The organism is Streptomyces sp. DH10 (assembly GCF_029813805.1).
GTDB lineage: Bacteria > Actinomycetota > Actinomycetes > Streptomycetales > Streptomycetaceae > Streptomyces > Streptomyces coeruleofuscus.
On the sequence record NZ_JARVKU010000005.1, the window covers coordinates 318,782 to 338,710 of the forward strand.

The 19,929-nt window shown below is 73.5% G+C and carries 14 protein-coding genes and 1 pseudogene; 10 read left to right on the forward strand and 5 right to left on the reverse strand.

Annotated features, from left to right (window positions below):
- Positions 1-296 precede the first annotated feature (296 nt).
- From QC385_RS13180 to QC385_RS13200, 5 genes and pseudogenes are all read left to right on the forward strand, one after another.
- The gene (locus QC385_RS13180) at positions 297-944 is read left to right on the forward strand and encodes a ScbR family autoregulator-binding transcription factor (protein WP_279541484.1); all 648 of its coding nucleotides are present in this window, start codon (positions 297-299) and stop codon (positions 942-944) included.
- Between the two features lie 109 nt (positions 945-1,053).
- On the forward strand, positions 1,054-2,244 hold the full coding sequence (locus tag QC385_RS13185) for a damage-control phosphatase ARMT1 family protein (RefSeq protein WP_279541485.1): 1,191 nt from the start codon (positions 1,054-1,056) through the stop codon (positions 2,242-2,244).
- Positions 2,245-2,568: 324 nt separating this feature from the next.
- Positions 2,569-4,734, forward strand: a complete 2,166-nt coding sequence (gene cyc2 / locus QC385_RS13190; protein ID WP_279541486.1) for a germacradienol/geosmin synthase Cyc2 — start codon at positions 2,569-2,571, stop codon at positions 4,732-4,734.
- 86 nt (positions 4,735-4,820) lie between these two features.
- Positions 4,821-5,339, forward strand: a pseudogene (locus tag QC385_RS13195) (multicopper oxidase domain-containing protein); the annotation flags it as partial.
- Between the two features lie 227 nt (positions 5,340-5,566).
- Entirely contained in the window at positions 5,567-6,121 is a 555-nt protein-coding gene (locus QC385_RS13200; RefSeq protein ID WP_279541487.1) for a PDZ domain-containing protein, read from the forward strand.
- Here QC385_RS13200 and QC385_RS13205 read toward each other — a convergent pair.
- Positions 6,114-6,869 carry a phosphodiesterase gene (locus tag QC385_RS13205; protein WP_279541488.1) on the reverse strand — a complete coding sequence of 252 codons (756 nt, stop codon included), beginning with the start codon at positions 6,867-6,869 and terminating at the stop codon, positions 6,114-6,116. The genes QC385_RS13200 and QC385_RS13205 overlap by 8 nt on opposite strands.
- A gap of 184 nt (positions 6,870-7,053) precedes the next feature.
- On the opposite strand from QC385_RS13205, the gene QC385_RS13210 reads away from it, so the two are divergent.
- Together QC385_RS13210 and QC385_RS13215 are read left to right on the forward strand one after the other, a co-directional pair.
- Positions 7,054-8,181: an aminopeptidase P family protein gene (locus QC385_RS13210; RefSeq protein WP_279541489.1), complete on the forward strand. Its 1,128-nt coding sequence runs from the start codon at positions 7,054-7,056 to the stop codon at positions 8,179-8,181.
- 47 nt (positions 8,182-8,228) lie between these two features.
- A complete protein-coding gene (locus tag QC385_RS13215; protein ID WP_279541648.1) occupies positions 8,229-9,266 on the forward strand; it encodes an aminoglycoside phosphotransferase family protein in 1,038 nt (345 codons plus the stop codon).
- Positions 9,267-9,288: 22 nt separating this feature from the next.
- Here the strand turns inward: QC385_RS13215 and treZ are convergent, their stop codons facing one another.
- Entirely contained in the window at positions 9,289-11,034 is a 1,746-nt protein-coding gene (treZ, locus tag QC385_RS13220) for a malto-oligosyltrehalose trehalohydrolase (protein ID WP_279541490.1), read from the reverse strand.
- A gap of 173 nt (positions 11,035-11,207) precedes the next feature.
- Between treZ and QC385_RS13225 the strand changes: the two genes are divergently transcribed.
- On the forward strand, positions 11,208-11,759 hold the full coding sequence (locus QC385_RS13225; protein WP_279541491.1) for a DUF1707 and FHA domain-containing protein: 552 nt from the start codon (positions 11,208-11,210) through the stop codon (positions 11,757-11,759).
- A 185-nt stretch (positions 11,760-11,944) separates the two neighbouring features.
- On the forward strand, positions 11,945-13,312 hold the full coding sequence (locus QC385_RS13230; RefSeq protein WP_279541649.1) for a M14 family zinc carboxypeptidase: 1,368 nt from the start codon (positions 11,945-11,947) through the stop codon (positions 13,310-13,312).
- Positions 13,313-13,564: 252 nt separating this feature from the next.
- Here QC385_RS13230 and QC385_RS13235 read toward each other — a convergent pair whose 3' ends face one another.
- Positions 13,565-14,815, reverse strand: coding sequence for a M14 family zinc carboxypeptidase (locus QC385_RS13235; protein WP_279541492.1), 1,251 nt, complete (start codon positions 14,813-14,815; stop codon positions 13,565-13,567).
- 173 nt (positions 14,816-14,988) lie between these two features.
- Positions 14,989-16,410, reverse strand: coding sequence for a dihydrolipoyl dehydrogenase (lpdA, locus tag QC385_RS13240; RefSeq protein ID WP_279541493.1), 1,422 nt, complete (start codon positions 16,408-16,410; stop codon positions 14,989-14,991).
- A gap of 87 nt (positions 16,411-16,497) precedes the next feature.
- On the opposite strand from lpdA, the gene QC385_RS13245 reads away from it, so the two are divergent.
- Positions 16,498-17,448, forward strand: a complete 951-nt coding sequence (locus tag QC385_RS13245) for a LysR family transcriptional regulator (protein ID WP_279541494.1) — start codon at positions 16,498-16,500, stop codon at positions 17,446-17,448.
- A 26-nt stretch (positions 17,449-17,474) separates the two neighbouring features.
- Here the strand turns inward: QC385_RS13245 and treY are convergent, their stop codons facing one another.
- A complete protein-coding gene (treY, locus tag QC385_RS13250; RefSeq protein ID WP_279541495.1) occupies positions 17,475-19,844 on the reverse strand; it encodes a malto-oligosyltrehalose synthase in 2,370 nt (789 codons plus the stop codon).
- Positions 19,845-19,929 lie beyond the last annotated feature (85 nt).

Consider the following 19,929-nt stretch of genomic DNA (forward strand, 5'->3'; position numbering starts at 1 on the left):
TCTGAATCTCCTGGTCCTCCTTCGATGAGGACGCTGAACGGGCAGCTCACAAGCGGGCGGGCCGACCGGTGCGGATGGGGCACCGGCCGGCCCGCCTTTACGTGTGGCCGCACAACCCCCACAGTTAGATACCGAACGCGCTGTTTTCTTTCACCAGTTGCGATTGTTTTGCCGGATGTGCACCCGCACTCCGGCACACTGGTGTGGTGAACACCGTCTGAGGGTGAGTTATCGTGTACGCGGGGTAAAAACAAACGGCATGACCCGTTCATTTCCGTCCCGGGAGAGTTCAGCCGATGGCGAGGCAGTTGCGAGCCGAGCAGACCCGCTCGACGATCATCACGGCCGCCGCTGACCTGTTCGACCGTCGCGGCTACGAATCGACCAGTCTCAGCGACATCGTGGAGCACGCTCAGGTCACCAAGGGTGCCCTGTACTTCCACTTCGCGGCGAAGGAGGACCTCGCTCACGCGATCCTCGAACTCCAGTCGCACACCGCCCGCCGGCTGGCGGCGGAGACCGACCATCGCGGCCACACGTCCCTCGAGGCGCTGATGCGCCTCACGTTCGGCATCACGCGCATGTCCGTCGAGGACCCGGTCCTCAGGGCCGGCCTGCGGCTCGCCACCGGAGGGATCCGGCCCCGTCCGCCGCTGAGCCACCCGTTCACGGAGTGGCTGGACATCGTCACGGCCCGGTTCGTCGGCGCGGTCAAGGAGTCCGACATCCACCCGGACGTCGATGTCGACGTCGTGGCGCACTCCCTGGTCTGTTTCTTCGTCGGCACCCGGGTCGTGGGCCGCTCCCGCGAGCCCGTCGCGCGCCAGCCCCGCCGGACGGCCGAGATGTGGAACATTCTCATCCGCGGCCTGGTCCCGGTGACTCGGCGAGCCCGCTACCTGAGCCTGGCGGCCCGCCTGGAGCGGGAACTGGCACCGGTCTGACGGTCCCGGGCAGGACGGTCCGAACGGGCTCGGCCGGGGCACCGGTCACGTTGATCGGGGACCGGTCACGTTGATCGGGGAGAGGCGTCCGCGCGTTACGGTGAGCCGTATGCCCGACACCCCATCCGCACCCGTGCTCCTCGGCGACCAGCCGGGCTCCTTCCCCCACAGCGTGCTCGCAGAGCGGCACCCGGCCATCATCCGGCAGGTGCGCGAGGCCTTCCCCTACGAGCCCTGGCAGCACCGCGCGCTCGACGAGCTGCTGGCGAACTGCACCAAGGGCGAGATCGAACCGCTCCCCGCCGACGCGCACGACCGCGACCTCTGGGAGACCTGGGGGCTGCGCGAGTACGCCGGCCGGTCCTGGTTCGACGTGCCGTGGCTCTGGTCCGAGAGCTGGTTCTACCGCCGGCTGCTCCAGGCCATCGGCTATTTCGGCCCCGGCCCCTGGCAGGGCATCGACCCGTTCCGCCCCTTCAAACTGGCCGAACTCGACTCCCGTGAGACCGGCGAGGAACTCGCCGCGCTCGACGACCTCGCAGGGCTGCCCGCAGCCGAACAGGCGCAGGCCCTGCTGCACGGCTCCCTCTGGGGCAACCGCGCCGACCTCGGCTTCCGTCTCTCCGCCGAGGGCGCACGAGCCGCCGACGCCGCCCCCGGACTGGTGGCCGACGACAGCGACCGCCTGTGGGCCCTGCTCGGCGACTCCGGCACGGGCGCCCTGTGCCTCGTCGCCGACAACGCGGGCCGCGAACTCGTCCCCGACCTGCTCCTCATCGCCCACCTCCTGGCCCACGGGCGCATCGGACGGGCCGTCCTGCACGTCAAGCCCTACCCGTACTACGTCTCCGACGCCACCACCGCCGACGTCGTCGACGCACTGCGCCGCCTGACCCGTGCCGGGGGAGCGGCCGCCGAGTACGGACAGTGCCTGTGGTCCGCCCTGGCCGACGGCCGCCTGACGCTGCGCGCCCACCCCTTCTCCTGCGCCCCGCTGCCGTACGAGGAGATGCCCGCCGATCTGCGCGCCGACTTCGCCTCGGCCACGCTCACCGTCGTCAAGGGCGACCTCAACTACCGCCGCCTGGTGGGCGACCGGCTCTGGGCCCCGACCACGCCGTTCCCCGACGTCACCGCGTACTTCCCCGGCCCGGTCGCCGCGCTGCGCACCCTCAAGTCCGACGTGATCACCGGCCTCGACGCCCGCACCGAGGCGGAACTCGTCGCGGCGGAGGACCAGCGCTGGCGCACCGGCGGCACGCACGCGCTGATCCAGCTGCGCGGCCCGGGGACCCCCTAGGGCGTGTCCGCAAAGTCCCGCCTGCCTCGCGACGCCCGGCACGCCCTCTCGCCGCACCGGGCGAACACCCGCGTACAACCAGTACGCGGGCGTCCGCCCGGCACTCCCCCAGCCTTCGGCCGGGGGGACCCCCAGAGCACGCACCGGACGCCGCGAGGCCCGCCCTCCGGGCGGACGACGGGACTTTGCGGACACGCCCTAGGAGGTCCCACAACCTCACACAACCTCCCGCGAGAACAGGCGCATTCATCCCCGATTCACGCGATGGTGTGATCATGTCCGGCCCCGCGGATGCCGCCGCGAGGCGCCGGGTAGGGCCCGGCCATGACGCAGCCGTTCGAACTCCCGCACTTCTACATGCCGCATCCCGCGCGGCTGAACCCCCATCTCGACGAGGCCCGGGCCCATTCCACCGAGTGGGCACGCGAGATGGGCATGCTGGAGGGCTCCGGCGTCTGGGACCAGGCCGACCTCGACGCGCACGACTACGGCCTGCTCTGCGCCTATACCCACCCCGACTGCGACGGCCCCGACCTCTCCCTCATCACCGACTGGTACGTGTGGGTCTTCTTCTTCGACGACCACTTCCTGGAGAAGTACAAGCGCAGCCAGGACCGCGTCGCCGGCAAGGCCCACCTGGACCGGCTGCCCCTCTTCATGCCGCTGGACCTCTCGACTCCCGTACCGGAGCCGGAGAACCCGGTCGAGGCGGGCCTGGCCGACCTGTGGGCGCGTACGGTGCCGAAGATGTCACAGGACTGGCGCCGCCGCTTCGCCGTGGCGACCGAGCACCTGCTGAACGAGTCCCTGTGGGAGCTGTCCAACATCAACGAGGGGCGGATCGCCAACCCCGTCGAGTACATCGAGATGCGCCGCAAGGTGGGCGGCGCCCCCTGGTCGGCGGGCCTCGTCGAGTACGCGACGGCCGAAGTTCCCGCGCCCGTCGCGGAGTCCAGGCCGCTCAGGGTGCTGATGGAGACGTTCTCCGACGCCGTGCACCTGCGCAACGACCTGTTCTCCTACCAGCGGGAGGTCGAGGACGAGGGCGAGAACAGCAACGGCGTGCTCGTCCTGGAGAACTTCTTCGGTTGCTCCACCCAGGAGGCCGCCGACACCGTCAACGACATCCTCACCTCCCGCCTCCAGCAGTTCGAGCACACGGCGTTCACCGAAGTGCCCGCGGTGGCCCTGGAGAAGGGGCTCACCCCCGGCGAGGTCGCGGCCGTGGCGGCGTACACGAAGGGGCTTCAGGACTGGCAGTCCGGCGGCCACGAGTGGCATCTGCGCTCCAGCCGCTACATGAACGAGAACGCGGTGCGCGGCGGCAGCCCATGGCCGGGCTGCACCGGCATCGGCACCTCGGCCGCCGACGTCCGCGCCCTGCTCGCCACGGCCGGGGCGGAGCGGCTGCGCTCCTACACGCACGTGCCGTACCAGAAGGTCGGGCCGTCACGGATCCCCGACATCCGCATGCCGTTCCCGCTGGAGCTCAGCCCGCACCTGGACGCCTCCCGCCGGAGCCTGCGCGACTGGGTGGAGCGGATGGGCATCCTCGCCGAGGGCGTCTGGGACGAGGACAAGCTGCGGGCCTACGACCTCCCCCTCTGCTCGGCCGGCCTCGACCCGGACGCCAGCCCCGAGGCTCTCGACCTCAGCGCGCAGTGGCTCGCCTGGGGCACCTACGGCGACGACTACTACCCCCTGGTCTACGGCCACCGCCGCGACCTCGCCGCCGCCCGCCTGACCACGGCACGCCTGTCCGACTGCATGCCCGTCGACGGCGACGAGCCGCTGCTCCCGGTCAACGCCATGGAGCGCGGCCTGCTCGACCTGTGGGTGCGCACCACCGCCGAGATGACGCCCGAGGCGCGGCGCACCCTGAAGGACGCGATCAACGTCATGACCGAGAGCTGGGTGTGGGAGCTGTCCAACCAGCTCCAGAACCGCGTGCCCGACCCGGTCGACTACCTGGAGATGCGCCGCGCGACCTTCGGCTCCGACCTCACCCTGAGCCTGTGCCGGATGGGCCACGGCCCGGCCGTCCCGCCCGAGGTCTACCGCAGCGGCCCGGTCCGCTCCCTGGAGAACGCCGCGATGGACTTCGCGTGCCTCCTCAACGACGTCTTCTCGTACCAGAAGGAGATCGAGTTCGAGGGCGAGATCCACAACGCGATCCTCGTCGTGCAGAACTTCTTCGGCTGCGACTACCCGACCGGGCTCGGCATCGTGCACGACCTGATGAGCCAGCGCATGCGCCAGTTCGAGCACGTCGTCGAGCACGAGCTGCCCATCCTGTACGACGACTTCCGGCTCACGGAGGAAGCGCGCGCGGCCATGGGGACGTATGTGACGGACCTGCGGAACTGGATGGCCGGCATCCTCAACTGGCATCGCGAGGTGGACCGTTACAAGGACGAGTGGCTGTCCCGGCGTGCCCACGGCTTCCTCCCGGACCGGCCGCCGGCCGTGCCCGTGCCCGCCTTCCGCTGAAGCGGCTCTTTCCGGCCGGATCTACTCGGAACGGGACATGACGGAACCCCCGGTGGTGCGCCGGGGGTCTTCCACACCCGGGCGACATCCAGGTCCCCACCGACGGCGTCATCCAGATCACCGGCCCGGACGGCAAGACCAGGACGTACCGGCGCGCGGCACGGACGTTCAACGACGCCCTCGGCTACACCATCGCGGAGGGCAGCCACGAGCAGTGGAGCTTCCTCAACCTCGCGCCCATCGTCCACCCCATGCACATCCACCTGGCCGACTTCCAGCTCCTGGGCCGTGACGCCTACGACGTGTCGGGCTTCGACCCGGCGGTGGGCGGCACCCGCTCGCCGATCCGCTACGACGCCGGCACCTCCATCCCGCTCGCGCCCAACGAGCGCGGCTGGAAGGACGTCTTCCGGGTGCCCGGGAACCAGATGCTGCGCGTCATGGGTAAGTTCGACGGCGCGCACGGCCGCTTCATGTACCACTGCCATCTGCTGGAGCACGAGGACATGGGCATGATGCGGCCCTTCGTCGTGATGCCCGAGCAGGTGCTGAAGTTCGACCACGGCGGTGCCCACGGCGACCACGGGGAGGGCCACACGGGCTGACCCGCCCCGCGACCACGGCTCGCGCCGCGCCCGGTACGCCGGGTGCGGTGCGAGCCGTGCCGTCGTTCCCGCCTGTCCGGGGGCGCGCCGCTTCCGCCGCACGGCCCCCCGACGCCGGATCAGTCTCACTCGTTCGTGGCTCATCGCACGCCGGAGCGCCGGGTAGAGCACCAGCCGTGATCGTTCCGCATCCGACGGGGGCGATCCGCACCATCCGGAGGCGAGCCATGGAACAGACCGCGCTGCGACCCAAGCCGATGCCGGGTCAGGAGCCCGACAGGGCGGCGCTGGCGACGGGCCCCGTACGGCCCCGACCGCACGCCGCCCGGCGTCGCCGGAGGCGGCTGCTCAACGTACTGTTCGCCGCGTTCGCCGGCGCGGTCCTGGTCCTGTCCGGAATCGGCCTCGGGGCGATGGGCGCCACGGTGATCGGCAAGGGCGGGGTCATCGATCCGCGAGGGCGGCACGCGCCGTCACCGCCCGCCCCCTCGCCGTCCGCCGTCGCGTCCGCGCCCGCCGCCGTGACCCTCGGCGTGCAGGTCATGGACGCCGGGAAGCCGGGGGCCCTGGTCGTCGGGCTTCACGTCCCGGGGCCGGCTCAGCAGGCGGGCCTGGTACGCGGCGACCTGCTCCTCGTCTTCGGCACGACCCGCATCGACACGGCCGCCGACCTGGCCCGGGCCGTCGCCCGCGCCCGCCCCGGCACGAAGGTCAAACTGACGGTGCGGCACCGCGGCGGTGGCTACCAGCAGCTCACGGTCGTACCGGCCGTCGTCACGTGACCACCCGGAAGTGGCTCGTGAGCCGTCCCGAGTCGTCCAGGACGTGGAAGGCGATCCCGGGCGGCGCGTCCCGGTCGGCGACCTGCTCGCCCTCCCAGGGCAGCCGCAGCGTCCACGTCACGCCGGGGCCGACGACCAGCGGCCGCCCCGCGAACGACGTCGCGGCGGGGGTGTGCGCGTGGCCGGTGATCAGGCCCGCGATCTCGGGCCGGCGGGCCAGCAGCCCGGCCAGCCGGCCGGACTCCCGCAACTGGTACGAGTCGGGCAGCGGGTGGTGCAGTGCCACCGGCGGGTGATGGAAGGCGAGCAGAGCCGGCAGGCCGCCGTCGAGTTCGTCGAGGGTCGCCTCGATCCAGTCGTACGTCTCCTCGTCCAGCTCCCCGTCGTCGCGGCCGGGGACGCTGGAGTCGCACATCAGCACGGCACCGTCGTCGAAGACCTGCACGCTGTTGACGGGCCCCTCCGCCGCCGGCAGGCCCAGCAGCGCCTTGCGGTAGGGCGCGCGGCGGTCGTGGTTGCCGGGGCAGGTCAGCACGGGGAACGGGACGTCGCCGCCGCGCAGCCCCAGGATGCGGGCGGCCTCCTCGTACTCCGGCTCGGTGCCGTGGTCCGCGATGTCCCCGGTCACCAGCAGCGCGTCCACCTGGCCGGGCAGCTCCCACAGCCGGTCGCGCACCCGCTCGGCGCGTTCCGTCGCCCGCGCGCTCCCGTCCAGATGCAGATCGCTGATGTGTGCGAGTACGAGCACGGTCGGACGCCCCTCGATCGAACATTTAATGGATGCCAAGCATCTAAGCATTAGTTCTAATGCCTGAGCAATCCTCTGCCATTAGCGGCGATCTTCGGGCTAAGTCCGCAGACCGCTCGCGTCACCCCCTCCGGCCGGGCAGGATGCTGCCCGTAGCCCCTTCGTCCGTCCCTGGGAGGCCCGGATGACCGGAAGCACGGCGGCGTCGTTCACCGCCGACGACTACAGGGCCCGTATGGAGCGCGCCGCGCGGACGGCCGCTGAGGCCGGCCTCGCGGGCCTGCTGGTGGCCCCGGGGCCGGACCTGGTGTGGCTCACCGGCTACACGCCACCGGCGGTCACCGAACGGCTCACCCTGCTGGTCCTCGCCGCCGGGCAGGACCCCGTCCTCGTCGTCCCCGCCCTGGAGGCCCCGGACGCGCAGAAGGCGGCCGGCGCCCCCGCCCTGACCCTGCGCGACTGGACCGACGGCAAGGACCCGTACGCCGCCACCGCCGCCCTGCTCGACGCCTCGGGCCGGTTCGGCATCAGCGACAACGCCTGGGCGCTGCACCTGCTGGCGTTGCAGCAGGCCGTGCCCGGCAGCTCCTACACCTCGCTCACCGAGGCCCTGCCGATGCTGCGGGCCGTCAAGGACGCGGCGGAGCTTGAGCTCATGACGGCCGCGGGAGCCGCCGCCGACGCGACGTTCGAGGAGATCAGGAACGTCCCCTTCGCCGGCCGCCGGGAAGCGGAGGTGGCCGCCGACCTCGACCGGCTGCTGCGCCGGTACGGACACGAGCAGGTCGACTTCACCATCGTCGCCTCCGGCCCGAACGGCGCCAACCCGCACCACGAGGCCGGCGACCGCGTCGTCGAACACGGCGACATGGTCGTCCTGGACTTCGGCGGCCTGAAGGACGGCTACGGCTCCGACACCTCCCGCACGGTCCACGTCGGTGAACCGACCGACGAGGAGCGCCGCGTGCACGACATCGTGCGCGAGGCCCAGGAGGCGGCGTTCCGCGCCGTGCGGCCGGGCGCCGCCTGCCAGGACGTCGACCGGGCCGCCCGCGCGGTCATCGCCGACGCCGGCTACGGCGAGTACTTCATCCACCGCACCGGACACGGCATCGGCGTCACCACCCACGAGCCGCCGTACATGATCGAGGGCGAGGAGCGGCCCCTCGTGCCCGGCATGTGCTTCTCCGTGGAACCCGGCATCTATCTGCCCGGCCGGTTCGGCGTGCGCATCGAGGACATCGTGACCGTCACCGAGGACGGCGGACGGCGCCTCAACACCACCTCCCGCGAGCTGGTCATAGTGGAGTGACGCCACCGATGTCCCCCGCACGCCTCCCGAACGGCAACGGCGCGACCATGACCCAGGCACCGACACCCACCGCGGACACCGTCCGCCGACTGGTCCGTTCCCTGCTCAAGGACGGCCAGGACGGCAAGGACGGCCAGGACGGCAAGGACGGCCAGCACGGCCAGGACATCAAGCAGGGCAAGGACGGCAAGGGCGGCAGGGAGGCCCGGCAGGGCAGGGGCTCCGCCGCCGGCCCCGACGTCCGGCCCGCCACCGAGGGCGCCGACCCGGCCACCTGGTGGGTGGGCACCCGCCATGTGCTGCGCCTCGCCCCCGACCGCGAGGCCACCGTGCGCCAGCGCCGGGAACTGCGCCTGCGCGACCTCGTCCGTCCGCACGTCCCGGTGGCGGTGCCGGTCAGCGTGGCGCACGGCGAGTGGGCGCCCGGACTGACCTACACGCTGGACACCAAGGTGCCCGGTGGCTCGGGGGAAGCGCACGACGTGTCCGCCGTCGGCGAGGCCGACCTCGCCGGACTGCTCACGGGGTTGCGCGAGGTGCCGGTCCGGCAGGCCGAGACGCTCGGCGTGCCGCGTACCGCGCCGCGCTCCCTGGAGGGGCTGCGCCGGGCCGCCGTACGGGCCGCCGAACGCCTCGCCGGCGCCGACGAGTTCGACGCCGCCCGCCTGAACCAGCTCACCGCGCCCGCCGCGGCGCAGCTCGCCGCCCAGTCCGGCTCGGCGGTCCTCACCCACCACGCCCTCACGGGCGGCCATCTCGTGGTCAGCGCCGACGGACGGGTGCGCGGCGTCCTCGGCTGGGCCGACGCGGTCGTCGGTGACCCGGCCGAGGACATCGCGGGCCTCGCGCTCGCCGTCGGCTCACCCGCCGCCGTACGCGCCGCCACCCTCGCCGGCTACGGCGCCCGCCCCTGCCTGCGCGGCCTGTGGCTCGCCCGCTGCGACACGGTCGTCCACCTCGCCGGGGCCCTCACCAGCCGGGACGCGGGCCGGCTCGCCCTGCTGCGCACGCAGGTGCGCCGGGCCTGGGAGCCGATCCTGCTGGAACGGGTGACGGACCTGAGGGACACGGACGACGCCCTCTGACCGTCGACGCCTTCAAGGGACGTCACTCCTGCAACAGCACCACACCCGACTCCCCGGGCACGTGCACCACCCCGTCCGCCCCGGGCGTCTCCACCGGCTCCCACGCGGCCAGCACGCGCGCGTGCGGGACGCCGAGCGAGAGCGCGGCCGGTTCCGGCGCCAGGTTCACCGCCACGAGGACGTCCCCGCGCCGGAAGGCGATCCAGCGGCGCTGCTCGTCGTAGGCGACCTTGGTGTCGGCGAGGTCGGGATCGGTCAGGTCGGGCTGCTCGTGGCGCAGGGCGAGGAGCCGCCGGTACCAGGCCAGCACGCGCGCGTGGGGCTCGCGTTCCGGCTCTGACCAGTCGAGGCAGGAGCGGTCCCGGGTCGCCGGGGCCTGCGGGTCGGGAACGTCCTCCTCCTTCCAGCCGTGCGCGGCGAACTCCCGCCGCCTGCCCCGCCGTACCGCGTCCGCCAGTTCGGGGTCGGTGTGGTCGGTGAAGAACTGCCAGGGCGTGCCCGCCGCCCACTCCTCGCCCATGAAGAGCATCGGTGTGAAGGGGGCCGTCAGGGTCAGCGTGGCCGCGCAGGCCAGCAGCCCGGGGGAGACCAGGGACGAAAGCCGGTCCCCTTGGGCGCGGTTGCCCACCTGGTCGTGGGTCTGGCTGTAGCCGAGCAGCCGGTGCCCGGCCACCCGCGTACGGTCCAGGGGGCGGCCGTGGTGCCGCTCCCGGAAGCTCGAGTACGTCCCGTCGTGGAAGTAGCCGCCGGTGAGGGTCCTGGCGAGCCCGGCGAGGGGAGCGCGCGCGAAGTCGGCGTAGTAGCCCTGCGACTCGCCGGTCAGCGTGGTGTGCAGGGCGTGGTGGAAGTCGTCGTTCCACTGCGCGTGCAGCCCGAGGCCGCCCTCGTCCCGGGAGGTGATGAGCCGAGGGTCGTTCAGGTCCGACTCGGCGACCAGGAAAAGCGGCCGGTCCACCTCGGCGGCCAGGGCGTCCACGGCCGTCGACAGCTCCTCCAGGAAGTGGAGCGCCCGCGTGTCCACCAGCGCGTGCACCGCGTCCAGGCGCAGCCCGTCGATCCGGTAGTCGCGCAGCCACGCCAGCGCGCTGCCGATGAGAAACGCGCGCACCTCGTCCGAGCCGGGCGCGTCCAGATTGACCGCGGCGCCCCAGGGCGTGTGATGCCGGTCGGTGAGATACGGCCCGAAGACGGGCAGGTAGTTCCCGGACGGGCCGAAGTGGTTGTGCACCACGTCGAGCACCACGCCCAGGCCGAGTTCGTGGGCCCGGTCGACGAAGCGTTTCAGCGCCTCGGGCCCGCCGTACGGCTCGTGCACGGCCCACAGCGAGACGCCCTCGTACCCCCAGCCGTGCGTGCCCGGGAAGGGGCACAGCGGCATCAGCTGCACGTGCGTGACGCCCAGTTCGGCGAGATGGCCGAGCCGCTCGGCGGCCGCGTCCAGGGTGCCCTCGGGGGTGTACGTCCCGACGTGCATCTCGTACAGCACCGCGCCGGGCAGCGGCCGCCCCCGCCACTGCGCGCGCCACTCGTACCGCTCGTGGTCGACGACCGCGCTCAGCCCGTCCGGGCCGTCCGGCTGCCGGCGCGAGCACGGATCGGGCCGTACGGGACCGTCGTCCAGCGCGAAGCCGTACCGGGACCCGTCGTGCGCGTCCGCCTCGCCCCGCCACCACCCCGCCCGTTCCGGATCGCGCTCCAACGCGCGCGTGACGCCGTCGCACTGGAGCGTCACACGGCCTGCCTGCGGTGCCCACACCTCGAACTGCACGGACGGTTCCCCTTCGTCTGCTCACCGTGATGTAGCCCGTCCATGGTGCGCCAAACGCGATCAATCCGCTGGTGCATCCACCCATTTGCGGCGGGTCTCGGCGGATGCGGACGCGTGGCGGCCGTTTTCCCGTTTTCTGGACAGCCCGGCCGCACTGCCCGACAATCACGATCGTGACGTCGTCCTTCGAGTTCAACACGTACCCCGCGCGGCTCTCCGACGTGGAGCGCGACAGGGCGCTGAAGGTGCTCCGTGACGGCGTCGCCATGGGTCGCCTCTCCCATGACACGTTCATCCGCCGCATGGAACTGGCGCTCTCCGCCCGCCGCGCGGACGAGCTCGCCGTGCTCACCGCCGACCTGCCCACGGAGAGCCGGTTCTCCCGCGTGGTGTTCGGCACCGTCGAGGCGGTCTCCGGGTTCACCGTACGGCTGCGCAGAGCCTGGCAGGCCGAGAAGCTGCCCAAGCTGCTGCTGCCCCACCCGGCGCACGGCCATCCGCTGCGCATAGGCCGCGATCCCGCCAGCGGACTGCGCCTCAACCACGAGACCGTCTCCCGCGTCCACGCCGAACTGCGTCACCAGGGCGGCATGTGGGTGCTGCGGGACCTCGGCTCCACCAACGGCACGACGGTGAACGGACGGCGCGTGGTCGGCGCGGCCGTCGTCCGCGAGGGCGACCAGGTGGGCTTCGGGCGGATGTCCTTCCGGCTGTCGGCCGACTGACCGCACACCGGCCCGCGGCCGCTGACCGGAAACCGAGCCATGCCTTAGCTCTGGCCTTGGATTTACCGGCTGTCGATCCGCGGGGAGTGGCTCAAAACCCGTTGCTCTCCACGGTGTTGACGTAGCCCCGAAGTCGTGACTGACTGTGCGTACACCATGTACAGCTGGTGAAGCGACGGCACCGCATTGGGAGGTGTGCCCTGCCGCCCCTCCCGCGCTACCCGACCGTCGACGAACTGGGCGCCCGGGCCGCCGCACTCGTCGCCCGCCACCCGCGTGAGGCCCGGCTGCGCAGGATCGGCACGTCCCGCGCGGGCACGCCCATGTGGCTGCTCTCCGTCGGCCACGGCAGCCGCCAGGCCCTCGTCGTCGCAGGCCCCCACGCCAACGAACCCGTGGGCGGCGCCACCGTGCTGCGGCTGGCCGAGCGGGCGCTGGCCGACCCGCGGCTCACCGAGGGCGCCGACGCCACCTGGAACCTGCTGCTGTGCCTCGACCCGGACGGACTGCGCCGCAACGAGGGCTGGCTGACCGGCCCTTACACCCTCGGCCGGTACTTCCGGAATTTCTTCCGGCCCGGTTTCCTGGAACAGCCCGAATGGCTGCCCGACGGCGCGGCCGGTGCGGCCCTGCCGGAGACCCGCGCCCTGCTCGGCGTCCAGGACGAACTGCGGCCGTTCCTCCAGTGCTCCCTGCACGGCGTCGACGTCGGCGGCGGCTTCGTCGAGCTCACCGACGACCTGCCCGGGCTCGCCCAGCGCGTCGCGCACACCGCGGCCCGGCTCGGCATCCCGCGCGAGCTCGGCGCCTACGACGCCCTGTACTGGCCCGGCCTCGGGCCCGCCGTCTACCGGATACCGCCGCCGCGCCGGGCCGACCTGGCCGCGGCCATAACGGAGGCCGCCGTCGAGTCGACGTGGTTCCATCCGCACCGGCACGGCACGCTCACCGCGGTCGTCGAGGCGCCCATGTGGGGCGTGGCGGCCGTGTCGGACGGCTCGCCGCCCGCCGACCGGGACGCGGTGCTGCGGGCGGTGAGCCGCACCCTGCGCCACGACACGGGATTTCTGCGGCACCTCCTGGCCCGCATCCGGCCGCACCTCGCCGCCGTGCCCGACGCGGCCCGCCTGTTCGCCCCGGTCGACGACTATTTACTGGTCTGCCCCGGCCTCGCCGACGCCTGGGACCCCGACACCGGCGACGGCGCGGCCCACCCCCTTCCGCCGCTGAGCACCGCCCACCTCGCCGCCCTGCGCATCTCCGGACGACGGCTGGCCCTGCGCACCGCCGGTCTCCTGCACCAGCTCGTGCGGGCCGCCGGGCACGACCCGGCCGGGGCGCTGCCGGAGCTGGACCGGCTGATCGACGAGTGGTGCGCCGACTACCGCGACGGCTGCGGGGCGCGCTGGATCCCGGTGGCACGCCAGGCGGAGTACCAGGCGCGGGTCGTGCTCTCCGCCTTCGAACTGGCCGCGCGGCACACGGACGCGGGCTCCCGCTCGGGCGAGCCGGGGTGGGAGTCCGGGGCGGCGGTGCCGATGCAGCGGGAGTGACGGCGCGGCCGAGACCGACGTGTGCGGCACCAACCGGCACAGCACTGGCGGCGGCCGGGGCGACCCGCTGGGCGCGGCCTCCGGCGAGGCTCTGCGGCGGCGACCGCCATGCCGCAGCCGGGCGGTGGCCGGCTGCCGGCCGCGCACGCTCCGGGAGGCTGATGCCGGCCGCGCCCGACCCGGCCCGCGTTCGCCCCGGCCGTCGCTCGGCCCGGCCACCAGGGACCCCCGGGGACCTGGACGCGCGGGCGCCTACGACGCCCCCTCGCGCGCGTGCAGCGCCGCGGCCACCACCGTGCGGGACTGGTGCTCGACCTGGTGCTCCAACGGCACCCAGCGGGCGCGGAAACGTTCCGCGAAAGCGTCGCTCCACGTCGCCACGAGCTCCTCCAGCCGCTCGGCCGCCCGGTCGTCGGTCCCGCGCAGCACCCGCCGCAGCATGGCCGCCGCCCGCAGCGGCACGCGGCGCGCGAACGCGTCCACACTCCCGACGTACGCCCTGGTGCCGTCCACGGGCGGAGTGCGCATCAGGTCGTCGGCCAGCCCCGGCACCAGCTCCAGCCCCCACCGCGCGGCCCGCAACAACGGCCCGTCCAGATCCGCCAGCCGGGGCAGCGCGGTGTCGAGCACCCGCGTCACCTCCAGCGCGTCCCGTTGCAGCCGGCGCGCGAGCCGTCCGAGGGCCGCCGCCGGGGCCGGATGCGGGGCAGGGTCGTCCACCAGGTCGCTCGCCCACATCGGCACCTCGACCACGGCGGTCAGACCGCCGTATCGATGGGCGTGGTACCAGGTGCTGTGCCGCGCGTCGTCCGGCAGACTCGGATAAGCCGGTCCTGCCTCCGCCGCGGGCATGACGTGCACCCCCGGCCCGGACGCGGGCCAGCCCGCGGCGTCCGAGGCGCCGGTCTCCACCGGGATGTGCAGCTCGGCCGCGGACTTGGCGAACGGCTCGGCCAGCCCGGGCACGTCTTTGGTCAACTGCACCCAGCTGCCGCCCAGATCCGTGCCGTGCAGGGTCACCTGGAGGTAGGGGCGCAGCTCGTCAATGACGCCGGTCAGGGCCCGGGTCTCGGGCGGCAGCCGGTCCGGCGGCAGCACGGACGGCGCCCACTCCGGCTGCTCCGGGCCCGCGGGGCGGAAGAAGCCGAGGTGGTAGTCGAACAGGCTGCGCGGCGCAGGCGTCACATGCAGGCTCGCCCCGTCGGGGTCCGCGCACAGCAGGAAGTGCCAGGAGATGCCGTCGCGCAACTCCCGCTGTTCCAGCACCCGTCGGGCGAGAGCGAGCAGCGTGCAGGAGCCGGTCGGCTCGTTGGCATGAGCGCCGGCCACCACCAGCACGGCATGGCGGGCGCGGCCCACAGACAGCAGGTGCAAAGGTCTGCCCGCGCGCGAGAGACCCACCTGCCGCAGGGTGCACACCCCGGGTCGGTGCGCGGCCAACGCCTGGGCGGCATAGACCTGTTCGGCCACCGTCGGGTAGCGCAGCTCCGGCAGGACACTCACCCCCGTCACATCCGCCCGAGTTCGCAATCGCAGTACCCCACGGCCATGGTGCGCTGTCAAGGGCACGGCGGGGGAGGCTCCAGGGGGCGCCCGGAAGCATTGCCGGCCGGTGCGGGGCGAGACGTCCTGGGCGGTGTGCCGCCACCGCCGTCGGCGTGGCCTCACCGGCGCGGTCACTGCTGGTGCAGCCCGCGTCCGGCCAGGGTCAGGAACACCTCGCCGACCGCCTCCGAGAGGGTCGGGTGCGGGTGGACGTGCCGGGCCACGTCGGACGGCTCCGCGTCCCAGCCGACGATCAGCTGGCTCTCGGCGATCATCTCCGACACGTGCGGGCCCACCAGGTGCACACCCAGTACGCGCCCGCCGCCGGCCTCGGTGACGACCTTCACCATGCCGCCCTGCCCGTGCACCATGCCCTTCGCGACGGCGGTCAGCGGCATGCTGTTGACCTGCACCTCGTGCCCACGCGCGCGTGCCTCGGCCTCGCTCAGACCGACGGCCGCGGTCTGCGGCGACGAGTACGTGACCCGGGGCACGGCCGCGTAGTCCACGGGCGCGGACGGCACGCCCGCCAGCGTCTCGGCCACGAGCAGCCCTTCCGCGAACGACGCGTGGGCCAGTCCGAGCGACGGTGGCGGGAGCAGGTCGCCCACGACGTGGACGCCGGGCACGGCCGTCTCCAGCCGGTCCCAGTCGGCCGGTACGACGAAACCGCGCTCGTCGGTGGTGAGGCCCGCGGCGGCCACGTCCAGGCCGTCGGTGACCGGGGCCCGCCCGACCGCCACGAGCAGCCGTTCGGCCTCGACCGTGAGGGTCTCGCCCCGGGCCGTACGCACGCGTGCGCGCACCCCGTCGTCGAGGACCTCGGCGTCCAGGAGCCGGGAGCCGGCCCGCACGTCGATGCCGCGCTTCTTCAGGCCGCGGGTCAGATGCCGGCTCACATCGGCGTCCTCCAGCGGCACGATCCGGTCGGCGGCCTCCACCAGGGTGACGTCGGCGCCCAGGGAGCGGTGGAACGAGGCGTACTCCACGCCGATGGCACCGCCTCCGAGCACCAGCACGGACGCCGGGAGCCCGGGCGCGAACAGGGCGTCGTCGCTTGTCACCACGCGCCGTCCGTCCGGTGCGAGCCCCGGGAGCGTGCGCGGCCGGGAGCCGGTCGCGAGGACGATCCCACGGCGCGCGGAGAGCTCGTACACGCCGGGTTCGCCGTGCACGCCCTCGACCCGCACGGAGCGCGGCCCCGTCAGCCGCGCGCTGCCCCTCACCACCCGCACGCGCGCGTGTGCGAGATGGGCCTCCACGCCCCTGTGGTTGCGGGCCACGATGTCGTCGCGCGTGGCCACCAGGGCCGGCCAGTCGACGGTGTCCAGCGTCGCCTTCACGCCCCAGCGCTCGCGTGCCTCGGCGATGCCGTCGACGAGTTCGGCCGCGTGCAGCATCGCCTTGCTCGGGATGCAGCCGCGGTGCAGACACGTCCCGCCGACCTTGTCCCGCTCGACGAGCACGACGTCCAGACCGAGGGCCGCGGCGCGCAGGGCGGTGCTGTAGCCGCCCGTGCCGCCGCCGATGACGATGACGTCCGGTGAGTTCATGCCCTCAGCCTCCGCCCGGCCCTTGCCATGAGTCCAAGGCAATGTTCTTGTGGCATCGATGCAGGGCGTTTATGGGAGGGGCCGTCGATGAGCCTGCGGCAGATGGAGTACTTCCTGACGGTCGTGGAGGAGGCGTCCTTCACCCGCGCGGCCGAGCTCCTGCACGTCTCGCAGCCCGCGCTCTCCCACCAGATCAAGGCCCTGGAGCGGTCGGTCGGCGGCGCGCTGCTGGAGCGCATGCCGCGCGGGGTGCGCCTGACCCCGATGGGACGCGCCTTCCGGCCGCACGCCGAACTCGCCGTGCGCAGCGCCGCGCAGGCCCGCCGCGCGGCCCGCGCCGCCGCCGGTGCCGAGGGCGGTGAACTGCACATCGCCGCCGTCCACTCCGTCGCGGTCGGTGTCCTCCCGGACGTCTTCGCCCGCTGGCACGCCGCCCATCCCCGCGTGCTGCTGCACCTCCACGAGTACGCCTCCTCGCAGGCCCTGGAGGAACAGGTCGAGCGGGGCGCGGCCGACCTCGCCGTCGGCCCCGCACCCGCCGACTGGCCGGGGACCGTCGTGCCGGTCGGCGAGGAGGACATCGTCCTCGTGGTGCCCTTCGACGACCGCTTCGCCGGCCGTACGACGGTGACGCTGCCCGAACTCGCCGACCGCCCCTGGGTGCGCTGCGCCATGGAACCCGTCGTCCAGGGCGAACGTTTCCTCGACTGGGCCTGCGGCCGGGCCGGATTCACCCCGCGCACCGCCGTGTTCACCGAGCACAGCTCCACGGCGGTACGGATGGCCGCCGCCGGGGTCGGCGTCTGCGCCGTGCCCTCGCACCTCGTGCGCGACGCGGTCGGCGACGGCTGCGTCGTCCTCACCCCCGACCCGCCGTGGAAACGCACGCTGACGGTCTTCTCCCGTCTGCCACCGACGGGGGCGGCCGAGGCCTTCGTGGACCTGCTGCGGACGGTGTGGCCCCACCCGCGCGTCGCTCCCACCTCGCCGCTGCGAGCGTACGAGGACTGCCCTGAGGACGGACCTGCGGTCGCCTGAGCAGGGCGCGCAGGTACGGCCCGGCCTCAGTCGCCCACCCGCTCCAGCAACGCCACCGGCAGCCGTGCGAACAGTTCCTCCACGCGCGCGTGCCCCGTGAACTCCCGGCCCGGTTCCAGTACGTCCGCCCAGCGCCCCGGCGGCAGGGTCAGCCGGGTGTCCTGCCAGCCGCCCGCCTCCGCGAGCCGGAGGGACAGGCGGGTGACGGCCGTCAGTGACGCGCCGGAGCGGACGAAGGCCAGGCAGTGCTGTGCCGCCGGGCCCTCGGCCGGCAGCGGCATGTACGTCGCCGTGTCGCCGAAGCCGTCGGGCCGTCGTGCCCGCAGCCCCAGCGCCGCCCGCGTCACCGCCGCCTTCTCCCCGGACGTCACGCCGGACTCCTCGGGCGGGAAGCCCACCGCCCGCCGGTTGTCGGGGTCGACCAGCGCCCGGTACTCGGCCTCCGTGCCCTGGTAGACGTCCGGCACGCCCGGCATCGTCAGCTGGACCAGGGCCGTGCCCAGCACGTTCGCCCGGATGTGCGGCTCGAGCGAGTCCCGGAACGCGGCGACCCGCGCACTCGGCGCCCCGCACGGCCCGGCCGCCACGAACCGCGCCACCGCCTCCTCGTACGGCGGTTCCTGCTCGGTCCAGCTGGTGAACAGGCCCGCTTCGCGCACGTGCTTCAGCAGCGCCCCCTGCACCCGTTCCAGCGCCCCGGACGCCGGGCCGAGCCCGAACACTGTCTGCCAGGCCGCCCAGGCCAGTTGCGCGTCCGGCATGCCCTCGCCGGTGCGGGTCACCTCGGCGAGGACGTCCGCCCAGCGGTCCGGGCACTCGGTGAGCACGTGCAGCGCCGCCCGGACGTCGGCACTGCGCTTGGTGTCGTGCGTCGAGGCGACCGTCCCGCTCACCGGCCAGTCGCGCTGCACGCGCGCGCAGTACGCGTGGAACTCCTCCGGCGACAGCGCGGGCCGGCCCGGATTCCCGCCCACCTCGGTCGCCGACAGCAGCGGTACGTACCGGTAGAACGCCGTGTCCTCCACGGACTTCGCCCGCAGCGCCGACGAGGTCTGCGCGAACCGCGTCCGGAACTCCAGCTGCGCGGGCCCGTCGCCGTACCGCCCCAGCACCAGGTCCCGCACGACGTCCACCGCACCGGCCTCCTCGGGCACGGTGAAGGCGAGCCGGGCCTCGGCGGCGGCCTCCTCGGTGACCACGGACGCCGCGTCGACGGACTCGTACGGCCGGTAGACCTCCATCCGGACCAGCAGCTCCTGGAGCGCGGTGCGCAGCGCCCAGGGCGCGCGGTCGCGCAGCGCCGGCTCCGGCGAGGTGGCGCACAGCCGGGCCGCCACCCGCACCAGCCGGTCGGTCTCGGTGGCCAGCTCGTGCGTGAGGACCTTGTACGCCGCCCGGCGCACCGTCGCGTCCCACTGCCCGCCACGGTCCGTCTGCGGCGCCGCGAACCGCCGGTAGCGGCCCAGGAGGTCCCCGAACCCGGCCGGGTCCGTGAAGAGCCCGTCCACGTGCCGCAGGGCGTCGTAGCCGGTGGTGCCCGCGACCGGCCAGGCGGCCGGCAGGTGCTCACCGTCGGCGAGGATCTTCTCCACGACCGTCCAGCGGCCCCCGGTCGCCTCGTGCAGCTGCCGGAGGTAGTCGTCGGGGTCGGCGAGCCCGTCCGGATGGTCGACGCGCAGCCCGTCGATCACCCCCTCGTGGAGCAGCTGGAGGATCTTGTCGTGGGTGGCCTCGAACACCTCGGGGTCCTCCACCCGCACCCCGATGAGCTCCGAGATGCTGAAGAACCGCCGGTAGTTGAGCTCGGTCCGGGCCAGCCGCCACCACACCGGGCGGTACCACTGCGCGTCCAGCAGGTGCGGCAGGGGCAGGTCCTCGGTGCCCTCGCGCAGCGGGAAGACATGGTCGTAGTAGCGCAGGACGTCACCGTCGACGCGCAGCTCCCCGAGCACCTCGCCCAGCGGCCCGCCGAGCACCGGCAGCAGCACCTGGCCGTCCTGGGCTTCCCAGTCGATGTCGAACCAGCGCGCGTACGGCGACTTCGGGCCCTCGCGGAGCACCTCCCACAGGGCGCGGTTGTGGCGCGGGGCCATGGCCATGTGGTTCGGGACGATGTCCGCCACCAGGCCGAGCCCGTGCTCGCGCGCCGTGCGCGCCAGCGCCCGCAGTCCCTCCTCGCCGCCCAGTTCCTCACGCACGCGCGCGTGGTCGACGACGTCGTAGCCGTGCATCGAGCCCGGCACGGCCTCCAGGACGGGGGACAGATGCAGATGCGAGACGCCGAGCGAGGCCAGGTACGGCACGATGGCCGCCGCGGCCCCGAACGGGAAGTCGGGCTGCAGTTGCAGCCGGTACGTGGCCGTGGGCACCACCGGGTTAGGTCGCTCAGGTGTCATGCAGACCTACGTACCCGCCCCGCCGCCGTTCGTGTCATCGTCCGCGCCAGGTGCGTCGCGCGTCGCCCGGACGAGTGCCTCTTTC

Coding starts and splice junctions, on each gene's coding strand:
- QC385_RS13200 (WP_279541487.1), top strand. CDS start 5,567: ATGGAACAGACCGCGCTGCGACCCAAGCCGATGCCGGGTCAGGAGCCC.
- QC385_RS13215 (WP_279541648.1), top strand. CDS start 8,229: ATGACCCAGGCACCGACACCCACCGCGGACACCGTCCGCCGACTGGTC.
- QC385_RS13245 (WP_279541494.1), top strand. CDS start 16,498: ATGAGCCTGCGGCAGATGGAGTACTTCCTGACGGTCGTGGAGGAGGCG.
- treY (WP_279541495.1), bottom strand. CDS start 19,844: ATGACACCTGAGCGACCTAACCCGGTGGTGCCCACGGCCACGTACCGG.
- QC385_RS13185 (WP_279541485.1), top strand. CDS start 1,054: ATGCCCGACACCCCATCCGCACCCGTGCTCCTCGGCGACCAGCCGGGC.
- QC385_RS13180 (WP_279541484.1), top strand. CDS start 297: ATGGCGAGGCAGTTGCGAGCCGAGCAGACCCGCTCGACGATCATCACG.
- cyc2 (WP_279541486.1), top strand. CDS start 2,569: ATGACGCAGCCGTTCGAACTCCCGCACTTCTACATGCCGCATCCCGCG.
- QC385_RS13210 (WP_279541489.1), top strand. CDS start 7,054: ATGACCGGAAGCACGGCGGCGTCGTTCACCGCCGACGACTACAGGGCC.
- lpdA (WP_279541493.1), bottom strand. CDS start 16,410: ATGAACTCACCGGACGTCATCGTCATCGGCGGCGGCACGGGCGGCTAC.